The organism is Microcoleus sp. A6-C6, from assembly GCF_036705955.1.
GTDB lineage: Bacteria > Cyanobacteriota > Cyanobacteriia > Cyanobacteriales > Microcoleaceae > Microcoleus.
Genome location: NZ_JAUBVR010000009.1, coordinates 44,759 through 66,230 on the forward strand (window position 1 = coordinate 44,759; position 21,472 = coordinate 66,230).

15 protein-coding genes are annotated in these 21,472 nt (G+C 45.8%); 5 read left to right on the plus strand and 10 right to left on the minus strand.

What is annotated here, in order from left to right; all coding sequences use genetic code 11:
• Positions 1-36: 36 nt before the first annotated feature.
• Positions 37-1,338 (plus strand): serine hydrolase, encoded by a 1,302-nt coding sequence (locus tag QUB52_RS06045; protein WP_332969028.1) that lies wholly within the window; start codon positions 37-39, stop codon positions 1,336-1,338.
• 205 nt (positions 1,339-1,543) lie between these two features.
• On the opposite strand, the gene QUB52_RS06050 is transcribed toward QUB52_RS06045, so the two are convergent.
• Positions 1,544-1,684 (minus strand): hypothetical protein, encoded by a 141-nt coding sequence (locus QUB52_RS06050; protein ID WP_332973667.1) that lies wholly within the window; start codon positions 1,682-1,684, stop codon positions 1,544-1,546.
• On the opposite strand from QUB52_RS06050, the gene QUB52_RS06055 reads away from it, so the two are divergent.
• Positions 1,622-2,449: an alpha/beta fold hydrolase gene (locus QUB52_RS06055; protein ID WP_332973640.1), complete on the plus strand. Its 828-nt coding sequence runs from the start codon at positions 1,622-1,624 to the stop codon at positions 2,447-2,449. The two genes, QUB52_RS06050 and QUB52_RS06055, sit on opposite strands and share 63 nt — an antisense overlap.
• Before the next feature lie 107 nt (positions 2,450-2,556).
• Here the strand turns inward: QUB52_RS06055 and QUB52_RS06060 are convergent, their stop codons facing one another.
• The 5 genes from QUB52_RS06060 to carA form a co-directional block, all read right to left on the minus strand.
• Complete coding sequence (locus QUB52_RS06060) at positions 2,557-2,823, minus strand: DUF1816 domain-containing protein (RefSeq protein WP_265239630.1); 267 nt, start codon at positions 2,821-2,823, stop codon at positions 2,557-2,559.
• A 167-nt stretch (positions 2,824-2,990) separates the two neighbouring features.
• On the minus strand, positions 2,991-4,292 hold the full coding sequence (gene rlmB / locus QUB52_RS06065) for a 23S rRNA (guanosine(2251)-2'-O)-methyltransferase RlmB (RefSeq protein ID WP_332973639.1): 1,302 nt from the start codon (positions 4,290-4,292) through the stop codon (positions 2,991-2,993).
• A gap of 250 nt (positions 4,293-4,542) precedes the next feature.
• Positions 4,543-4,998, minus strand: coding sequence for a Mini-ribonuclease 3 (locus tag QUB52_RS06070; protein WP_265239632.1), 456 nt, complete (start codon positions 4,996-4,998; stop codon positions 4,543-4,545).
• A 378-nt stretch (positions 4,999-5,376) separates the two neighbouring features.
• Positions 5,377-5,733 (minus strand): STAS domain-containing protein, encoded by a 357-nt coding sequence (locus QUB52_RS06075; RefSeq protein WP_265239633.1) that lies wholly within the window; start codon positions 5,731-5,733, stop codon positions 5,377-5,379.
• A gap of 258 nt (positions 5,734-5,991) precedes the next feature.
• Complete coding sequence (gene carA / locus QUB52_RS06080) at positions 5,992-7,143, minus strand: glutamine-hydrolyzing carbamoyl-phosphate synthase small subunit (protein WP_332973638.1); 1,152 nt, start codon at positions 7,141-7,143, stop codon at positions 5,992-5,994.
• Positions 7,144-7,334: 191 nt separating this feature from the next.
• Between carA and QUB52_RS06085 the strand changes: the two genes are divergently transcribed.
• Complete coding sequence (locus QUB52_RS06085) at positions 7,335-7,979, plus strand: retropepsin-like aspartic protease family protein (RefSeq protein WP_265239635.1); 645 nt, start codon at positions 7,335-7,337, stop codon at positions 7,977-7,979.
• Positions 7,980-8,062: 83 nt separating this feature from the next.
• Here QUB52_RS06085 and trpD read toward each other — a convergent pair whose 3' ends face one another.
• Positions 8,063-9,175 carry an anthranilate phosphoribosyltransferase gene (gene trpD, locus QUB52_RS06090; RefSeq protein WP_265239636.1) on the minus strand — a complete coding sequence of 371 codons (1,113 nt, stop codon included), beginning with the start codon at positions 9,173-9,175 and terminating at the stop codon, positions 8,063-8,065.
• Positions 9,176-9,212: 37 nt separating this feature from the next.
• Here trpD and QUB52_RS06095 point away from each other — a divergent pair, with 37 nt between their 5' ends.
• Together QUB52_RS06095 and QUB52_RS06100 are read left to right on the plus strand one after the other, a co-directional pair.
• A complete protein-coding gene (locus QUB52_RS06095; RefSeq protein ID WP_332973636.1) occupies positions 9,213-9,389 on the plus strand; it encodes a hypothetical protein in 177 nt (58 codons plus the stop codon).
• A 258-nt stretch (positions 9,390-9,647) separates the two neighbouring features.
• Positions 9,648-12,569 (plus strand): PAS domain-containing sensor histidine kinase, encoded by a 2,922-nt coding sequence (locus tag QUB52_RS06100; protein ID WP_265239638.1) that lies wholly within the window; start codon positions 9,648-9,650, stop codon positions 12,567-12,569.
• 149 nt (positions 12,570-12,718) lie between these two features.
• On the opposite strand, the gene QUB52_RS06105 is transcribed toward QUB52_RS06100, so the two are convergent.
• From QUB52_RS06105 to QUB52_RS06115, 3 genes are all read right to left on the minus strand, one after another.
• Complete coding sequence (locus QUB52_RS06105; RefSeq protein WP_265239639.1) at positions 12,719-14,503, minus strand: adenylate/guanylate cyclase domain-containing protein; 1,785 nt, start codon at positions 14,501-14,503, stop codon at positions 12,719-12,721.
• Positions 14,500-14,898 carry a response regulator gene (locus QUB52_RS06110; RefSeq protein ID WP_265239640.1) on the minus strand — a complete coding sequence of 133 codons (399 nt, stop codon included), beginning with the start codon at positions 14,896-14,898 and terminating at the stop codon, positions 14,500-14,502. Before QUB52_RS06110 ends, QUB52_RS06105 begins: the two co-directional genes overlap by 4 nt.
• Before the next feature lie 467 nt (positions 14,899-15,365).
• A complete protein-coding gene (locus tag QUB52_RS06115; RefSeq protein WP_332973635.1) occupies positions 15,366-21,365 on the minus strand; it encodes a trifunctional serine/threonine-protein kinase/ATP-binding protein/sensor histidine kinase in 6,000 nt (1,999 codons plus the stop codon).
• Positions 21,366-21,472 lie beyond the last annotated feature (107 nt).

Consider the following 21,472-nt stretch of genomic DNA (forward strand, 5'->3'; position numbering starts at 1 on the left):
TAGATTGAATTTGGTTGTGTTGAGGATGTCGAATATATGCGAGGAATCGGGCGTTTTTTGTCGATCGCAAACAAGATGGCGGCAGTAGCAGCCAGCATCGGACTGGTTCAAGTGTTAACCATCGCCAGTTCATTCTCCCAATCTAACCCGCGTTCCCTAGACGAACTCTACAAAACTCGCGATCGACTTGTCACCCAATTAGAACAACCCGCCTCACCCTCCCCAGAACCAACGCTTCTCTCCCGGCTAGTTCCCATCACCGCCAATCCTCAAGCACAACTGATACAGCAGTTGCAAGCGGTGGAAGTCCAAATATTAGTAGAACAGAGAGCTAACGACAACTTACAGCAAGCAGTCCGTTTAGCCAACCAAGCCGTAGAAACGGGACGAAAGGAAAATCAGTCGATCGCATCTTCGCAACAAACTCAATTTTTGTGGTACCAGGCCCTCAACAACTTACACGAAGTTCCGCAAAATTCATTTTTAGCTCCCCTCACAGCCTCAAAAACTCAAGAATACCGGGAAAATTTCACCGCAGCCACCTCTCAAGTGCAGCAAGCAAAATCAGATTTTTTGGCCGAGTTGGCTCGCGAAAGCGGTTTATCTAGGCAAGCGTCGATCGGCATTTGCCACCTTTCTAGAGAATGCGTCAACCTGCGGGGCGATGTGCCACCTGCCAGCCCGGCCAGCTTAATAAAAGTGCCGATTGCTGTCGCCCTGATGCAAAAACTCGAACAAGAAAAAATTAGTCTGAACCATGAAGTATTCGTCGAGCGAGGCAATTTCACCGAAGACTCATCGACAAAGATTGTGTCCAATCGCAATTACCCGGTACAGCTACTGTTAGAAGAAATGATCGATCGCAGCAGCAACATCGCCACCAATCAACTGATCGATTATTTAGGTTCCGATTACATCAATCAATTCTTAGAAAATCGCGGCTATCAAGTCACCCGCGTCAACTTCAAATTGATGGGGGAAAAAACTATGCCCTCCAACCCCGGTTCCGGGCCCAACCGCTTGACTGCTAACGAACTCACCGAAATGATGGTGCAAATTTACAACGGCGAAACACCGGGTGCTAAACTGTTAGTAGAAACTCTCAACCAGCAGTACGATCGCGCTCTGGGATTTGCCGCCTTGAAAGGAACTAGGGCTCAGTGGTTGGGCGAAAAAACTGGCGAAAATTCCCTGGTGCTCGGCACAACATTAGCAATGAACATTGACGGCGAATCCTACGTGATGACTGTGATAGACAGCCGCACAAGTGGCGATCTACAAATCCGCCAGTCTATTGCTAAAATTGCCGATTATATCAGTAAGAATCCCAGCTTTTAAGAACTCCGGGGCTAGGTTCACCAAAATACGAATCTGGTTTAAGCATCAATCCTGGACAGGTTAGAAGCCCATCCCACAAATCCTGCTTTTGATTGCTATAGCAACCGCCAAGATGATTAGGAAGTTCTACATTTTAATTGTTATATCTCAAAAAACAATCAAAGTATTGTGGAATGGGCTTCGAGCCGCGTTCCGAATCGGCAATTTAAAAGAGCAACAGCCGATCGAGAAGTTCCTTCTTCCCTCTTCCTTCTTCCCTCTTCCTTCTTCCTTCTCTTAAACAATGCCGCATCAAAAACTTAGCGTTTCCGTCAAAGGCGAAGGATTTCCGATTCTCTGCTTGCATGGCCATCCCGGTTCCGGCGATTGTATGTCTGTCTTTACAGAACACTTATCACAACGGTTTCGGACGATCGCCCCAGACTTGCGTGGCTATGGCAACAGCCGCACCTCAAATCCCTTTGAAATGACCGACCACTTGCTTGATTTAGAAGCACTTTTAGACCGATTGGGAGTCGATCGCACTTTAGTCATCGGCTGGTCTTTGGGAGGGATTTTAGCCCTGGAATTAGCCATGAAATATCCCCAGCGAGTCACCGGTTTGATTATCTTGGCATCCGCCGCCAAACCGCGCGGAAGTCACCCGCCCATCTCTTGGCAAGATAATCTTTACACCGGTTTAGCCGGAATTATCAACTGGGCGATACCCGGTTGGCAGTGGAATATTGATACTTTTGGCAGGCGATCGCTCTTTCGCTACTTGATACAGCAGCATACAGCGACCCCTTACCGCTACTTAGCACGGGCAGCTACTCCCGCCTACCTCCAGACTTCCAGCAGCGCTACAAAGGCGTTAAATACCGCTCTCAGGGCCGGATACGATCGGTTGCTGCACCTCGGCGATATTCAATGTCCGTGCTTGGTGATGGCCGGAGAGGGCGATCGACATATCACCTCAGCATCCAGTTTAGAGACAGCCCGCCACCTTAAAAACAGTCAATGGCAGTGCTATCCAAATACAGCCCACTTGTTTCCTTGGGAAATTCCCGATCGGGTAATCGCAGATATCGATCGTTGGATTGAGAATTTCCCCCAAGCCGCTAGCAATTGAGAGAGCCACATTGTGAGGAACCAAACATTTTAGATCCAAGTTGAATCTCCAGATTTACGATCTGTCAAGTAAATCTAAAATCTAAAATCTAAAATCCACTATCCGCTCTAAACAAGCAAAAGCCCTCCCTCACCAAACTTTCCCAAATCATCTGCAACAGTCAAACTAATAGGTTTGCAGCGATGAAGCGAAACACTAATACCTTCTGCACCTTCATTTTCTATGTCTTCTACATATCCTGCTTTTTCACCTTCCGCCTCTTGAGCAGTCAAGAAGGGGCCAAAATAGTAAATGCACTGCGGCGCTGAAGTTTTAACTTCAACCCACCAAGCCAATCCGAAAAAGTTGAGTAAGCTAATCAAAAGTTCTTTCATGTGATTTTGCAATGTATTTTACGGTTTTTTCCAGAGTGCTGCGGGCAAGGCCTAGGCCTTCGTTATTTACACTTTGTTATACTGTGTTGCATTCTTTTTTTCAATCACCAAAGATGCAAGTTTGGGGGCCAGAAGCCCCCGGCTTTAGGATGTGGGGCTAATCACCGTTACGATCCGTGGACGTGAAACTTTTTGGGCCCGCGCTGGCGGTAAATTTCGTATAAAGCCATTCCCGTTGCTACCGAGACATTCAGGCTAGGAGTCTTTCCCCTTAAAGGAATTGAAACTAATCCATCACATCCGCGCTGTATCAAAAGGCTCAAACCGTCAGCTTCACCGCCCACAACTAAAACAGTGGGCCCGGAGAAGTTGATTGTCTCTACTGAATCACCTACGCCTGCGGCAGTGCCATAAATCCAGAATCCAGCCTCTTTCAATTCTTCCAATGCCCGGTTAAGATTGACAACTCTTGCTACTGGGAGGTTTTCCAACGCGCCGGCTGCCACTTTTCTGACTGCCGAGGTAATCCCAACGGCCCGCCGCTGCGGAATCACCATGCCCTGAGCTCCCAATGCTTCTGCGGTGCGAACAATCGCCCCTAGATTGTGGGGGTCGTTGAGTCCTTCTGCTACCACAATTACGGGATCTGCGCAAGCAGCCTTAGCCTGTGCGATCAGTTCGCTCAAATCCAGGTATTCGTAAGCTGATACTTGGGCGGCTACGCCTTGGTGGTTTGCCTTGCGCGTGATGTAGTCGAGGCGCAAATCGTCAACTTCATCGATGATGCTGCCGTTGGCTTTGGCTTCGGTGAGTAAGCTGTGAAAGCGGGGATCGTAGCGAAGGTGGGGGACAACCCAAATTCGGTTCAGCACTTGGTCGCTTTCTAAAGCTGCTTGCACCGCATGGCGGCCATAAATCATGTCGTCTGTGTCTGCGTCTGGTTGCACGACGGTATTTGAGGCAGTGTCAACCGGGCGAGTGTCTCTGTCTTTGTCTCTGTCTCGGAAATGATTGCCCCGGAATTCTGGCGGGCTACTGTCTCTGTTTTTGTCTCTGTCTTTGTAAAAATTGCCCCGGGATTCCTGCGGGCTGCTGTCTCTGTTTCTGTCTCGGAAATTGTTGCGGGCTGGCTGTGGGCTGCCGTCTCTGTCTCTGTCTCGGAAATTGTTGCGGGCTGGCTGTGGGCTGCTGTATCCGTCTCCGTCTCTGTCTTTGAAGTTATTTCTGCGGATGGACGGTTGGCTGTCGGAATCGACTCTCCGTTTGAAAATTGCTCGCACGGGCATTTCTCGGGATTGGGGGGAAAAGCTCGATCGCTTTTGAGGCGCGTCTACTTCGCGAGTGTCGGGACGGGGCTTGCGTTCAAAGCGGGGAAAGGACGGTTTTGAGTCCTGACGGCGGCCTTCGCTGCGGAATGGTTTGCTGTCGGAATTCGATCGCGAGGAGTTGGGTTTGGTAAATTTTCTCATTGGTTTCTTTTCGTCAAAACGTTTTGGCTGAAAGCTAATCGATTCTTGATTCTTGATTCTTGGTTGAGGGAGCAATCTTGGGGCTTAGAAAATTGAGCTTTTCGATTGAGGGAGCAAGGATTTTGCTGTGCTAAACTTGCTAATGATTGACTGATAAATCCTGTTTTCCTTCGCGATCTTTTTGCTGTTTTAGGTTAGCCACCGTGCAATAATTATTGATTAATCCGTGGGTTTTCCCAACTCTTAACTACTAAATACTTTCAGTCTCAAGTTGTAAAAGCGCCAGAACTTCGGTTAATCTTTCGGGATCGGTGAGGTACAAATATCCGATCAAAGTTTCTAAGCTGCTGGCTTGTTGGTAGATATCTGGATCTGCTCGCTTAGAACGACCCGATACGGCATTGCGGCCGCGCTTGACAATTGCTAATTCTGTACTGTTCAAGTAAGGAGAGATCGATCGCAAGTGACGCGCTTGAGTTTCGGCTCGTACTTGCCCCACCACCAATTCGTGATAAGCTTGCAATCTTCTGGGTGGCATTAAATACGAACTCCGAATGTAGAGTTCGTAAACTGCATCCCCCAAATATGCCCAGGCTGCGGGCGAAATCCTTTCTATTTCTGCTGGTGTAACCCTCGCAGGATGCACTCGATTTAAACTGATATCACTTAGACTCAGTTTTGGTTCGTCATCTGCGATCGGCAACATACTTTTTTAAATAAAACTTCGGCACAGCTTGGCTTTTCTAGACTTACTTATTTCGTCTTCTGCCACTTCATAAATTATAGCTTTCACACGAGTGTTCGCTGTGAGAGCTCGAAGCGGGATCTATCCACAAGCGAGCGGGACGCTCGCACTCCGAAAAAACGCTTTTTACACTCATCTGGATGCTGACCTTCTTATAACATTTTTCCGTGTGTTTACAACATATATTTTACTGCCACTCCACATCCCTCAAAGCATCGGGGGAAATCGCAGCAAAACCTGTCGCAGATTCTGGGAAAATGGTTATTTTTTTTAGCGGCAAAACAAAAATTTGCTATCCAGCGTTGATAACCGGATAGCGAATTAAATCCACTTTGCTACTCAAGCATCCTTGACGTTGATTACCGCCTCATCAACCGAAGGCTGCAAAGACAAAAATTTCTCTAAGCGAACCAGTTTAACAGTCTGAGTTACGCGGGCATTTGAGACAATTTGCAATGTCCCTTCCAAGGTTTGGGCTTTCTTGACAAGTTGCACAAGTGCGCCCAAACCGGAACTATCCACAAAGTCTATCTTAGACAAGTCCAAAATTATGTGTTTTGGGCCCTCGTCAATACATTTACTTAGTACCTTCCGAAAAGTGGCCTCAGAAAAAGCGTCCAGCAGGCCAGTCAGGCGAAATAACTGATAGTTATTCCTGACTTCGCGAGTGCCTCTGAGGCTAACGGTCAGGGTCAATGACTCAGAAATGACACCCTCCTAGCTAGATATGGCTTAAAGTCGAGGCTTCATTATAGGAGTTTTTTGGTTTTTTGTCTACTGTTTTTTGGTCAGCAGTCAGTTGTCAGTTGTCAGTTGTCGGTAGCCAGTTGTCGGTAGCCAGTTGTCGGTAGCCATCTGCACCAATAGCCTCTGTTAACTACGGCTAAATTTTCGACACTTCGGCAAGCGGGCCAACTACCAACTACCAACTACCAACTGCCCACTGCCCACTGGCTAAGCTGGTACTTTCTGATTTTCTCGCATTGACTGGACGAATCGATCGAACAAATAGTCAGCGTCGTGGGGGCCGGGACTGGCTTCCGGGTGGTACTGGACTGAGAACATGGGCAGGGTTTTGTGCTTTAATCCGGCTACGGTGCGATCGTTCAAATTGAGGTGAGTAATTTCTACTTCCGGGACTAGGGAATCTGGGTCGATCGCAAAACCGTGATTTTGGCTAGTAATTTCTATTTGCTCAGTCAAACCCGCCGGATGATTCAATCCCCGGTGCCCAAACTTCAGTTTAAAAGTTTCCGCACCCAAGGAAAGACCCAGAATCTGGTGTCCCATACAGATACCGAACACAGGTTTGTCAGACTTCAACAAAGCTTTCGCAGTCGCGATCCCTTCCGTTACCGCCGAAGGATCTCCAGGCCCGTTGGACAGAAAAATGCCATCCGGGTTGTATTTGAGAATTGCCTCGGCTGACGTGTTGGCGGGTACAACAATTACCCGACAGCCGTAACTGGCCAAACGCCGCAGAATATTGCGCTTAATCCCAAAATCTAGCGCTACCACCGTCCACATTTCGCCGTTAGCAGGCTTGACTGTCGGACTGAACTCCCACACCGCATCTGTGGCTTCCGACCACTCGTAAACCTCGCGGGTGGTCACTTCTCGCACCAGATTCAGCCCGTCCATGTTGGGGGCATTTTGCACTTGCTCCAAAAGCTCCGCCTGGTCGAGAATTACGGTCGAAATGCCGCCGTTAATCGCTCCCACGGTGCGAATTTTGCGCGTCAGGGCGCGGGTGTCGATGCCGTAAATGCCGGGGATGTCGTACTGTTTTAGGTAGTCTTGCAGGGATTGTGAACAGCGCCAGTTACTGGGGCGACTACAGACGTTACGGGCGATCGCACCTCGAATTTGCGGCCGCGAAGATTCTTCATCTTCAAGATTTACCCCGGTATTACCCAATTCTGGATAAGTAAAAGTAACAATTTGACCGCAATAGCTCGGATCGGTCAAAACTTCTTGGTAGCCCGTCATTCCGGTGTTGAATACGACCTCGCCGACGACGGTGGCGTCAGCGCCAAAAGACCAGCCGCGGTAAGCAGTACCGTCAGCCAGGACTAGGAGAGCGGGTTGTGCAGTTGAAAGTGACATGGCATCCTTAATTACAGTCGTTTGGTTTAATTCTTACCACTGCCTGGGATTTGATGCTAGCCGGTAATATACAGATATTATTTTGATTTGTGCCAGCCGAGGGTAAAAAGTGCTGGTGACGGATTTCTGGACTATCTATACCAAAAGGCAGTTGTCGTTGTTACGATCGACCTAAACCCTTTTATCAAATTATGGCCTGCAAATCTCCCTTACCTTTACCCTCCAACTCAATCAAGCCTCTGCTGAACGCTCAAAACCTGCGGAAACCTATACTGGCTTTAACCGCGGTTATTTCTCTGAGCAGTTCAATTTTAGTTTACACCGCAGTCAACTCGTCGCGAGCGGCAGCTCAAGAAAGTGAGGGATGCTTCATGCGGAACTCCAGCGGCCAAACTGTCAGCTTGAGCAGATCAGTCTGCGGTTTTCTCCCTCAAGAATTAACTCCCGCTGCTTCGCCTGATGCCAAGTCGGGAGTGTTTCTGGTCAAAATTAAACGCCGAGAAGCTAATATCCCAGTCATAGAAGTCACGTTTAACGGCAAACAAAAGTTCGATATGATGGTGGATTCTGGAGCCAGCGGTACAGTAATTACACCAGCAATGGCTAAAGCCTTGGGCGTTGTTCCCCAGGGATCAGTGCAAGCAAAAACTCCTAACGGAGAGGCTACTTTTCCCCTCGGTCGCCTGACTTCTGTTGAAGCTGGAGGTCTGGCAATTAAAAATGTAGTTGTTGCTATCTCGCCAGCCCTAGATATCGGACTTTTGGGTCACGACTTTTTTGGCAATAAAGATGTGACTATTAAGCAAGATGTCATTGAATTTCGATCGCGATCATAAAGAGAAGTTCGGCAGCGGATGCAATTCAGTTGACAGTTGACAGTTGACAGTTGACTGTCAACTGAATGAACGAACCTTTTTACTCACCGCAAAAACTCAACCAACTGCTGCAATTTCAACCAAGATTCGCCACTCGATAAAATGTCCTTAGCGAGAGAAACTCCTGCCGCGTGGGAACCAATAGGAATTGCACCTCCCACTTGAAAAGCCAAAGACGCATTCAAAGCTACAACATCCATTTGTGCTGCTGTACCTTTGCCTTGCAAAACATTCCGCAAAATCTCGGCGTTTTCCTCAACATTTCCACCTTTCAATGAGCCGATCGCACTTGGCGTCAATCCTACCTGTTCCGGGTGCAAAGTAGTCAGTTCAACTTCGCCGCCTGACAAAACCGCCAAATCAGTCACATCACCCAAGCCCGCCTCATCCAACTTTTCTCGGCCGTGGACGACTATCGCCAAGTCAGTCCCCAACTCGCCCAAAGCTTGGGCAATAGTTGATACCAGACTAGGATCGAACACTCCGATTATCTGCCCTGTAGGGCGCAGAGGATTGACGAGCGGCCCTAAAAGGTTAAAAACAGTCCGTACCTTCAAAGTGCGCCGGAGCGACGCTACAGCCTTAAGTGCGGGATGCCAACCGGGAGCAAATAAAAAGGTGATGCCTACTTCGTCTACAGCGGCTTTTACCTTCGCAGGATCGGCGTTGAGGTTGACTCCGAGTGCTTCGAGCACGTCAGCAGAACCGACTTTGCTGGATGCCGATCGATTTCCGTGTTTTCCGACTCTAACTTTGCCTGCCGCGGCAACAAAAGCTACAGCGGTGGAAATGTTAAACGTGGACGCACCATCGCCGCCGGTGCCACAAGTATCAATTAATTTGAGATGGGAAATGGGAGATTGGCGATCGAAAACGCTCTGGGACTCACCTGTCAGCGACTGAGAGTGCAATACCTGAGCCATTCCTGCTAATTCTTGGGCAGAGATGCCTTTGGCTTGGAGGCCTGCTAAAATCGCGCCGGAAAGCACCGGGGGTATGGCTTCTGCTAGCCATCCCTGCATTAAGTCGGCGGCTTGGGGGCGTGAGAGAGATTGTCTGTCTAATAGTTGTTGCAGCAGGGCTGGCCACAGAGGATTCTCCTCTGTCAGGGTTGAAGCTGCGGATGTATCTGGTGCAAGTACGGGAGAATAAGTCATTTATTAGTTTTAGTCGAATTTAGCCCGATCGAGCTTGGTGGCCAAACCGAGAATCGATCGGGATTTTACCAGAGTTGCTGGCGACATTTTACGCCCCGCACCCAGATTTCTGCACAAATGCCACCACCGCTACAGAATTTTTCCGCCCGAAGCTACCGAATATGAATTTTTTGATACAACAATTGCCCTCTTATTGTGGCAACTTTACAAATAGAAACCCCAGATGATACAACTGCTAGCAGTCCGCTGTATTATCTGTCCGCAAAAATAATTAATAGTAACTGCTTTTGATAAAAGCGTGACTTGCCGGTAATTCACAGCATCCTTCTGCTTAATTAACGGCTCAAATTTGACAGGTGGTAGACCAAAAATATTAAACTCAAACACAAGACCAGGGTATTGAAACGTGGGAAATCAAAAATTAGAAAATAAAGCGATAGAATGCCTGAATGTCGCGGAGGCACTACACCAAATGGAAGCAAAATATTACAGTATGTTTGAAAATGCTGTATCAGGCATTTTCCAAACAACCCAAGAGGGTCGCTACATCAGCGCTAACCCAGCTTTGGCTCGCATCTACGGATATAATTCCGCCGCAGAATTGATGGGCAGTCTGACTGATATCAGCGATCAGCTTTACGTCAATCCCGATCGGCGCGATCAGTTTATTTCTGCTTTGCAATCACAAGGCATCGTATCAGATTTTGAGTCGCAGATTTATCGCCGAGACGGCACAATAATTTGGATCGCTGAAAATGCGCGGGCTGTCTGCGATGCAGGGGGGAAATTGCTCTACTATGAAGGCTTTGTGGAAGATATCACCCAGCGCAAGAACGCAGAAGCTGGACTGCGCTCAAGTGAAGAACGCCTGCGCATGGTAATTGAAGGTGTTAAAGATTATGCTATATTCATGTTAGATACTAAGGGATATGTAGCGAGCTGGAATTCTGGAGCCAAAAGAATTTTGGGGTATGAAGCCAGCGCAATAGTCGGCAAAAAATCTGAGTGCTTTTATACGCCTGAAGATATTGCAATTGGCCAACCCCAAGAAAAATTAATCACAGCTAGGGAAACAGGTAGATATCAAAGTGAAGGGTGGCGCTTGGGCCAAGACGGCTCCCGATTTTGGGCGAAGATTATTGTTACTCCTTTGCGCAATGAAAGCGGAGAGTTGCAGGGCTTTTCTCAAGTAATGCAGGACATTACTCAGCAAAAGCGGGCTGGAGAAGAAAAAATGCAGTTGATTGCTTCTTTGCAAGCATCAGAAAGAAAGTTTCGCACTCTGTACGAATCGACTACAGATGCGGTAATGCTGCTCGATGAACAGGGTTTTTTGGATTGCAATCCGGCAACTTTAGAGTTATTTGGATGCAGCAATGAAGCGGAGTTTTGCGGTAAGCATCCTTCGGAATTTAGCCCGCTGTTGCAACCGGAGGGACAAGACTCTACGAGTCTGTCTCAAGAGCGAATTAATACGGCTATGGCAACAGGAAATTGCCGTTTTGATTGGCTGCACCGCCGTTTGGACGGTTCCCAGTTTCCGGCGGAAGTGCTGCTAACTTCTATGGATATCGGCGGCAAAATGGGCCTGCAAGCTGTGGTGCGCGATATCACTTATCGGGTGCAGGCCCAGGAGACTTTGAAGCAGGCTAACGAGGTGTTGGAATACCGGGTTAAAGAGCGGACAAGTCAGTTGGAAGCAGCTATTAAAAAGTTGCGTTTGTCGGAGGAAAAGTTTTCTAAGGCTTTTCGATCGAGTCCCGATCCGATGACTATTACTACTTTTGCTGAGGGTCGTTTTATTGAAGCTAATGATAGCTTTTTGTCGATAACTGGTTACAGTTTAGAAGAAATTACCGGCGATACAGTACCGGGATTAAATATTTGGGTAAGGTCTCAAGATCGACTTGATTTTAGGCAATTGCTAGAAGCACAGGGTGTTGTTCGCAACCAGGAATGCGAATTTCGGGTGAAGTCGGGATCGGTGGTGGTGTGTTTGGTGTCAGCCGAATTGATTAATTTGGAGGGGGAACTCTGTGTGCTGGTGGTGATGACGGATATTACCGATCGCAAACACGCAGAAGAAGCCCTACGGGAAAGCCAGCGGGCCTTATCCACGCTGATGAGCAATTTGCCGGGGATGGCCTACCGTTTTCGCAACGATGCCGATCGCAGTATGGAGTTTGTCAGCGAAGGTTGCTATCAAATATCCGGCTATTCTCCCGAAGAATTTATCGGTACCAGGCAAGTTTCTCTCTCGGAATTGACACACCCAGACGATCGCGAAATCTTCTGTAATGCCGTGGAAGTTGCCCTGAAAGAAAATCGACCCTATCAGTTAAATTACCGAATTACTGCTAAAAACGGCGAATTAAAATGGGTTTGGGAGCAAGGTTTGGGAGTGTTTTCCGACTCAGGACAATTGATCGCTTTGGAAGGGTTAATTACTGATATTTCCGACCAAAAACGCAGCGAAGAAGCTTTGCTGCGATCGCAAACAGAGTTAACCCAACAAAAACTTCAGCTTGAACATACTTTGCACGAATTGCAACAAACTCAAGCAATATTAATTCACACCGAGAAAATGTCTACCCTCGGTCAAATGGTAGCCGGTGTTGCTCACGAAATTAACAATCCTGTTAGCAGCGTCTGCGGCAATCTCGTCCACGTCGGCCACTATACGGAAGATTTGCTGAATTTACTCGATATGTACCAGCAACACTGCCCGCAGCCACCAGCATCAATTCAAGATAAAATTGAGGATATCGAGCTAGAGTTTCTGTTAGAAGATTTGCCGAAAGCGATGTCTTCGATGCAGATTGGAGCCGATCGCATTCGGGAAATTGTGCGATCGCTCAGAAATTTCTCTCGCAAAGACGATTCTCAAATGAGCAAGGTTAATCTACACGAAGGCATTGAAGGGACGCTACTAATCCTGCAAAGCCGGTTGAGGGCGCACGGCAACTATCCCGAAATTGCGGTGATTAAGGACTATGGAAATTTGCCTTTGGTTGAATGCTATTCGGGTAAAATCAATCAGGTGTTTATGAATTTGATCGGAAATGCGATCGATGCGATCGAGGAATACAACGCAGGACGATCCATTGCCGAAGCCAAAGCTAACCGCAGCAAAATTAAAATTAGGACAGAATACCAAAACTCCAAGGCTATAATTCGGATTTCTGATAACGGCCCCGGTATGCCAGAAGAAGTTTGCCAGCAGTTATTCGAGGCTTTTTTTACCACCAAACCCGCCGACAAAGGTACTGGTTTAGGCCTGTCAATTTCCTACAAAGTGCTCCAAGAACACGGCGGAATGCTGAGTTGCGTCTCTGCACCGGGCCACGGAGCCGAGTTTATCATGGAAATGCCGATCGAACAAATTAGTCATTAGTCATTAGTCATTAGTCATTAGTCATTGGTTATTAGTCATTAGTCATTAGTCATTGGTTATTAGTCATTACTTATTAGTCATTGGTTCTTACTAAAAATCACCAACTACCAACTACCAACTATCAACTGTCAACTACCAACTGTCAACTGTCAACTCTCAACTGTCAACTGACACCTATCCCAATAAATTCGAGCCACCTTATCCCCCGGATTTTCGCGCAAACAATCCGCAAAAAGTCCCCCAGCTTCCCCAAAGCTCTTCAAATTGTACAAAGACAAAGCCTCAGCAAACACTTCCAAAGTAGCCAACTTTTTCGCTTTAACCTCCGGCAAATCCGCATCAAAAACCTCATAAACAGTCACCCATTCAGACTTCCCCTTAACCTGAACCTTATCAATTACCCGAATTGCATAATCAGCAGGATTTGTCAAGCGATCGAAAGTCTGTTGAGTAATTAACAGCGACACCCCGTAATTCTTCGTCAAATTTTCAATCCGAGCAGCCAAATTAACCGCATCGCCAATCACAGTACCGTCCATCCGGCTGTTTCCGCCAACAGTACCCAGCATCAAAGAACCAGTATTAATTCCCACCCCAATCTGAACCGGCACATCGCCCGCAGAAGTGCGCTGTCGATTGTATTCAGCAAGAGTATGCAGCATCGCAATTCCCGCTTTCACCGCATCATCCGCACCCTCGCTAAACAAAGCCATAATTGCATCGCCAATATATTTATCAATAAACCCCTGATTTTCCACAATCAGCGGTTCCATATAACTTAAATATGAATTTATAAATTTAAAATTTTCTTGCGGTGTCATCTGTTCCGAAAGAGTAGTAAAATCGCGGATATCCGAAAATAAAATCGACATTTCCAACTCCACTGCGTCTCCCAATTTAACATCAACAATACTGTCACATCCCAAAAAAGCTAAAAACTGATTGGGTACAAAGCGACTTGTCGCTGCAACGATTTCTAATTCTGCATCCAGTGAAAGTTCCAAACTGCAATTAACCTCAAAGAGTTCCTCAATGAACTTTTTGCGCTCTTTTTCCGCTTTTTTGCGATCCGTAATATCTAAGAGAGTATTAATAGCATAGGTAACTTTGGCGTTGGTATCATAAATGGGAGTTGCAGAAATTTCTACGGGAATAATTTGATCGCCGTTATGCACTTCTATATCGTCAGCGGTGGCATTTTCCCCCCTCAATGCCCGCACAATCGGCAAATCATCGGGAGGATATTCTTGATTAGTACCTGCTAAATAGGTTTGATAAACCTCTGAGAATTGCTCGGAACTCGTATCCGGCACAACTCCTTTACCAAATATCTCTTTTGCTTTCTGATTCACATAGTAAACTTTGCCATCAGCGTCCAAAACTCCCACCCCAATCGGCATTGCTTCCAAAAACTGCGTCAAGCGATTTTCATTTTCATGAAGTAGAGTAATCAGCAAGGCTTGCTCACCATTGAGATGCGCCAATTCCTCATTCATTTGCTGAAGTTGTGCATTTTGTGCTACCAGCAGTTGATTTTGCCGATAACTGTTTACTGCTTCTTTTACCGTCAAACTCAAGTCTTCTCGTTGCCAGGGTTTGGATATATAACGATATAAATTTGCATTTTTGATAGCATTTCCCACCGCTTCAATATCTGCTTGCCCTGTCAGCATGATTTTGATAGTTTGGGGCGAGATTAGATGGACTTGTTTTAATAGCTCATCTCCCTTCATCTCCGGCATGATATGATCGGAAATAATTAAGGGTACTTCATACCCATCTGACAGTAATTCTTCCAGCAACTCTAATGCTTCCTCCCCACCCTCGGCAATTTCGATCAGATAAGCATTGCCGACAGCTTCTTGGAGTTCTGTTTTGAGACTTTTGAGTACAGTATTGTCATCATCTACACAGATAATTACCTGTTGTTTCATATCTTCGACAAACCAGATTTAATGGTTTCCAGCAAATCTGCCTCTGACCAAGGTTTAGATAAGCAGCTATGGAGGTTAGCCTGTTTTTTGGCTCTGTCAATTGCTAATTCATCAGCTTGACCTGTGAGCATAATTTTAATAGCATTGGGATATTTTTGATGAATGCGAATCAGCAACTCATCTCCCTTAATACCGGGCATTAACCAATCAGAAATAATTACAATAACTCTGGCTTCTTCTTCGTCATAGAGTTCGCCGATTACATCTAAGGCTTCTTCAGCATCTTCGGCTCCTTCATAGGTGTAGGCATTCCCAAATTCTGCTGCTAGCTGCGTCCTGAGACTGTCTAACACCATTCTCTCATCGTCAACGCACAAAATAACTGGTTTAGACATCTATTTGTTGTCCTTTTTAATTTTCCTTGGTAACAAAATTAGCAAAAGTAGTAAAAGTGTATTAGTATACCCGATCGCATTTTAAGATGCTAGTTCGCGATCGCGCGGGCGACTATCACCTTGGTTGTTAACCAAAATATTTGCTTGCAATCGTCGTGGGAGAGTTCAAAAACCCGATTTCTTTGGTCGGGTGCGATCGCGAACTAAATCCCACAAGCTGACCGATCGCCAAATCTTTTCCCCTTCCCAGTCGCCGAAACCAAGCAATCTAGATACGTAGCAGCTTAGCTGAGCATAACGCATCGTACTGCGGTTTTACATCAATTTCCGGTAGAATCCGAGTTATTGACTTTAAAACGTTTTAATTTTTGCCATCCTCCCAATGGGGTAGATTGCAGCTTAGGCCCAAGCCAGTAATACCCGACCTAGGTTACGGCGTTATATTGTGCCGGAGATCCTTGACTTGCTCATACAGCGCTCATTGGCAAGAAAACATTAAATGTAGTTTGGCCCGGAATTGATTCTACCTCTATTTTCCCCTGATGTTTGTCAACAATCTTCTTGACAATATCTAGTCCCAAACCGCTGCCTTCTCCGGCAGGTTTAGTCGTAAAAAACGGATCAAATATTTTTACTTTAATCTCTTCTGGTATCCCCTTACCGCTGTCGCTAATGCTAATCTTAGCCTGCCCGGATTGCTCCGCTAACTCGATTTTTAGCGTACCTCGATAATCCATTGCTTGCAAAGCATTGTGAATTAAATTCGTCCAAACTTGATTCAATTCGTCGGGATAGCATATTATTGGTGGGATGTCGGTATAGTTTCTCACTACCTGAACGCCTTGTTTGAATTGATTTTGATAAAGGGTTAAGATTGTTTCAAGGCCTTCTGTAATAATCGCTGCTGTCTTTTCTCCCGACTGTTCGTAGTGAGCATAAGTTTTCAAGGCAAACACGACTTTCGAGGCTCTGTCTGTGGCCGTGTTGATAGTAGCGATGCCTCTTTTTAACTCAGAAAGTTTGTAGGCGATTTCTAGTACGTGCAAGCTATCGGGTTTTTGCAGCAGCGGCACAAAGCTGTCAATTTCACTATACACTCCCATCATTACTAGGCGATCGGCTACGATATCTGCATCGGCTATTTCTAATTCTTGCAGTTGGCTTCTCAAAGCTCTCTTTAATTTGCGTTCTTCTTTCGTTGATAAGTTTGTTTCTTGTTGCAGGGAACGCTGGAGTAAATTCAAAAAATTATGTGTTTCGTCTGGAGAGAGAGATTGAAACAGTGCGGGAAACTGTTCTAGAGTTTGATTTAAGAACTTAGAAACATTGCCGGCAGAGGAACGAATTGCACCGAGGGGAGTGTTAACTTCGTGGGCAACTCCGGCAACAAGTTGTCCTAAAGCAGCCATTTTTTCTGATTGAATCAATCCTTCCTGGGTGGTTTTGAGTTGTTGCAGAGTATCGCTGAGTTCCTGATTTTTCTGGTGCAACGCTGATTCAGCTTGTTTGCGATCGCCAATTTCTCGCCAAACTGTGTGTAGAATTTTTTTACCATCTACAGGAATTAATGTCAGCAATACTTCTACCCAAAAATCTTCTCCGTCGGTGCGGCGGTGCATCCATTCAAAGCGGTGACTTCCTCGCAAGAAAGCTGTGGCTGTCATTTCCTTAGATTTCTCAAAAGACTCTCTACCGTCAGGTTGAATCTCTGGGGAAAGTTGAGCTGGATGTAGGGAAAGAAGCTGTTGTTTGTCTGTGCAACGCATCATTTTAACCGTTGCGGGGTTGCAGTCGATAAAAGCGTTCCCATCTAACAGCAAAATCGCATCGCCCGATTGCTCATAAAGTTGTCGAAAACGAGCTTCTGACTGCTGGAGTTCTTGGGTTCTTTCTGCGACTTTGGTTTCTAAGTTGGCATAGAGTTGGGCGTTTTCTATGGAGATGGCGGCTTGGGAGGATAAAACTTTTAAGACTGCTAATCTGTCGGGAGTAAATGCACCTGTTGTCAGATTATTTTCGAGGTAAATAATGCCGATCGCCTTTCCTTGATGTTGGATTGGCAAACACAAAACTGACTTTGGTTGCTGTTGAATAATGTAACAATCAGCAGCCCAGGTAGTCTGGGCCGTGGCATCATTAATTACCAAAGTTTCTTGGGTTCGCCAAACATAGTTGATGATGGTGGTGGGAATTTGCTGCGAAACGGCTACGGAAGTAGAGGGGGTGTTGCAGGCTTTACCGCTAACGCATTGAGTTGCGATCGCCCATGAATCTCCCTCTGCCAAAATCATCGATCCTGTTTGGGCTCCCGCATTCTCGATCGCCACTTGCACTAAACTTGAGAGCAACCGATCCAGGTGAATTTCTTCTGACAGGGATTGAGATGCTTTGATTACTGTTGCCAAGTCCAGAATTTCGGACACTCCTGAAGTGGTACTTACGACAGTTCCTGTCATCATTTGGGCAATTGTATCACCTGTGTTTAAGATTGTTTTCTGGTTGAGAATCGGGGCGATTAATTGGGGATAGCGTTTTTCTAAATCTTCAACTTTTGCCCGGGCACCCCACCGCGCGTAGGCGTAGTAGGCATCAGTTAAGTAGACTTGGGCAATTTTTTCTTTGCCCCATTCAAGATAAAATTTGGCTGCGAGTTCGTGGGCTACTGCTTCTTCGTTGATGTACTCGTTTTCTTGGGCGAGGGCGATCGCGCGATCGTACATTTCCACCGCCTCCAGCCTTTCGCCTAGCACCTGATGCCGCCCGGCCTCTACCAGATAGAACTTATGTAAATGATTCATCGGAGCATGATGCGCCCACTTTTGCATTTTTTCTTGGTTATTTTTCACCCGATTGAGTATCACATCTTGTTCGGAACTTGAAGCCTCAGCAAATACAGCTAAATGTGCCAGAGAATCATAAAAATGGAACAGAGGGACGCAGATCAGTGCTGTCACGCTGCCTAGATATTGTTCGGCTAAAACAGCATTTTTTATAGCTTCCTGATGTTGACCAAATACATAGTTTAAAATTAGTTTATATAGGTAAATTTGATGAATTTGACAGCCATCATTTGCTCTAATAGCAGTTTTGAGTCCTTCCTCTTCATTGTAGGACTCACCAATTAAACAAGTGGGATTTGGATTATTACCTAAGAAATTCAGGACTACTTGCCGAACTAATGCGATCCAACTCAATAAAACTTCTTGCCGAATTTTACTAATAGCCTTGCTGTATGTTGATATCTTTTGTTCGACCTCCGTAAGCTCTTGACCCAAAAAACATGATACATCGCATATATGAAATCCACAATGACCGGCCATTTCAAAGTCTCCACTCTCCACGGCGCTTTGATATCCCTCAATCAAAACAGGTAGTGCTTCTCTAAGATGTTTTTTCCAGTGCAGGATCAGAGAACCCCAGACATTCAATACCTTAGCCTTGACTTTCTCAACATTGAGCCGCTCAGCCAAATTTGCAGCTAAGTAACCAAATCGATAACCTGTTTCTATATCTTGGACTACTCCACACAGAATTAATCCGTAAGTAGAATAACCAAATGACGACCAGGTGGCATTGCCATATTTGAGTGATAAATTAACCATTTTGCACACAATCAGTAACAGCACTGTTGGTGCAGCAACATAAGCAGCAGGAGCAATACTTGATAGGATATACATGGCTGCTAACGGTTCGGATTCAGTCATTTCGGGTAGATTAATTAACGCTTCGATGTCTTGTTCGGCACAGAGTAAAGCAGTTTCTTCTAGCCCTTTTTGAATATCGGACTGGCTGGGCAATTCTGGTAAAATTACTCCCAAATGTTTGAGCACTTGCAGCCCAATGCTAACATCTTCTGTGAGGTTCCCCTGGGAGGCAGCAGCTTGAATTTTTGCATCATAAACTTTTACTTTGTCCAGCATCGAAGTCGCTTGTTGGAGAACAATATTAGCGAATTTCTCCATCTGCTCAAACTCACCATTGAGATAAGCCACTTCTGCTGATTCCGAGTACAAAGCCAATGATAGCCTATACTGACGCTGCCAACTATCTACAGCTAAAAATTCTAGTCCGGTAGTTAAATATCTTTTTGCAGCACCATAGGCTATGGAACTTTTAGCTCTACATCCAGCAATTAAATTCAATTGAGCTAATTCATCTCGTTCAGTCGGAGCAATAATGAATTCCTTACCCATATTCAAATGGTTGACAATATCGAAAATTTGATCTTCTATTTCTTCTGCCGTAGGGGCGCTGCCTCCGTGTCCGCTCTTAGTCAACAACAGTTGCCCTATTTTGAGGTGAGTTGACTGTTTCTGAGATTCGGGAATTAAAGAATATGCTGCTTGCTGTACGCGATCGTGTAAAAATTTGTAGGGAACCGATAAATCAGATGTTTGTGCCACCTCTGATGATTCCGAATCCTGAAAGAACTTGTAAATTTCGCTGATGGGAATCACTAACCCCTCTTGCAGCGCTGGCCACAATTCATCCGCTGTTTCCACCTGGGATTTTTCATGGACAATTGCCAGGGTTGCTAAGTCAAATTGGTTGCCGATACAAGCGGCTAGTTTTAAAACATCCTGGGTATTTACAGGCAGCTTTTGCAACTTAATCGCCATAAACTCGACTACATCATCAGTCAAAGCAAGGGCGCTCACTCGGGCAATATCGCACTGCCAAGATGCGGAACTCATATCAAAAGAAATCAACCCATCTATCTGGAGAAAATTGAGGAATTGTGTAGCGAAGAAAGGATTGCCTTGAGTTTTGCTGAACACGAGTTCTGTTAAAGGAGTTGCTCGTTCTAAAGGACAAATTAGACTATCGGCAATCAGGCGATTTAGGGCTGGTTTGTCTAAGGGCGCTAAGGTAATTTGATTGACTGGTAATGATTTTTTGCGAATCTCGTCCAAGGTCAAAATTAGCGGGTGAGTACCGAAAACTTCGTTATCCCGATAGGCTCCGATTAACAGCAGATATCGGGTATCTGTCTCACTTACCAGCAACTGCATTAGCTTCAGCGAAGCAGAATCTGCCCACTGCAAATCATCTAAGAAAATGACTAAAGGATGCTCTTTTGTGGCGAAGACTCCGATAAATTTACCGAATAGCAAATTAAAGCGATTTTGAGCGGCAATTCCTTCTAGTTCTTGGACTTTGGGCTGCTGGCCGATCAGGTGTTCTAGTTCGGGGATGACATCGATAATTACCTGGGCATTTTCACCCAAAACTTTTAAGATTTTGGCTTGCCATTTCTGCACTTCTGCGGTAGTTTCAGCCAGCAGTTGCCTCATCAAATTTTGGAAGGATTGTACCCAGGCAGAAAAGGGAATATCGCGCTTGAATTGGTCAAATTTCCCTTTGATGAAGTAGCCCCGCTGGCGGACAATGGGTTTGTGAACTTCGTTGACGGCGGCGGTTTTGCCGATGCCGGAAAAGCCGGCGACTAGCATGATTTCGACCCCTCTATGTCCCTCCTTACTATGGGGGGATTCAGGGGGGTTGGCAACGCGATCGAATGCTGCTAATAATGTGTTAACTTCGGTTTCTCTGCCGTAGAGTTTTTCGGGGATGGCGAAGCGATCGCAAATATCTCTAGCCCCCAAGGTAAACTGGTTAATCTCGCCTGTTTCTTGCCACTGCTGCCAACAGGTTTCCAAGTCATGCCTGATCCCGAAAGCGTTTTGATAGCGCGATTCTGGGTTTTTCGCCATCAATTTTATTATGATGTCATTCAACATTGCTGGGATGGTTGGGACGAGTTCTATTGGGGGAGTTGGAATCTTGGCAAGATGGGAGTGAACTAACTCCATTGCATCGGTAGATTTAAATGGTAATTGTCCTGTCAGCACTTCGTAAAACGTGACTCCCAGCGAGTAGAAATCGGTGCGGTAGTCGATACCTCGATTCATTCTCCCGGTTTGTTCGGGAGACATATAATTTAGCGTTCCTTCCAGAACGTTAGGACTTTTAATTTCTTGATTTTCTCTGGGTAAAAGGGAAGAGATACTGAAGTCTATGATTTTGATTTCTTGGGTATTTGGATTAATTAGGATATTCTGAGGTTTGATATCTTTGTGAATAATTCGATTGCGATAGAGTCCTTCTAATATTTGGACTGTTTGAATAGCTATTGGTAAAAAATCGTCTGGACTTAGTGGGCGAAGGGCGGTATATTCGGAAAGAGATATGCCTCCAAAATCTTCCATGACTAAAGCAAAACTGTTGCGGTAGTTTGAGAGTGCAATTGGTTTAATTATTCCTGTCAGGTCAATATTTTTGGTAATTGTGTATTGATTGCGAAACTGTACGAGTTCGTGGAAAGTTGGATATTCGTTTTGGAGGATTTTGATGGCGACAGGTTGTAGATCGGATTCGGATAGCGCTCGGTAAACTTGGGTTCTAGCGCCGTTGTAAATGCGATCGAGGATGCGATACCCAGGAATTGTTAGTGATGTGTCTGTCATGGGATTTTGGATTTTAGATGTTAGATTTTAGTAACGGTAGGGTGCGTCAGAAGGTGTTTTTTGAGTCGGTAGTCAAAACCTTATAACCTGACGCACCCTACTACAAT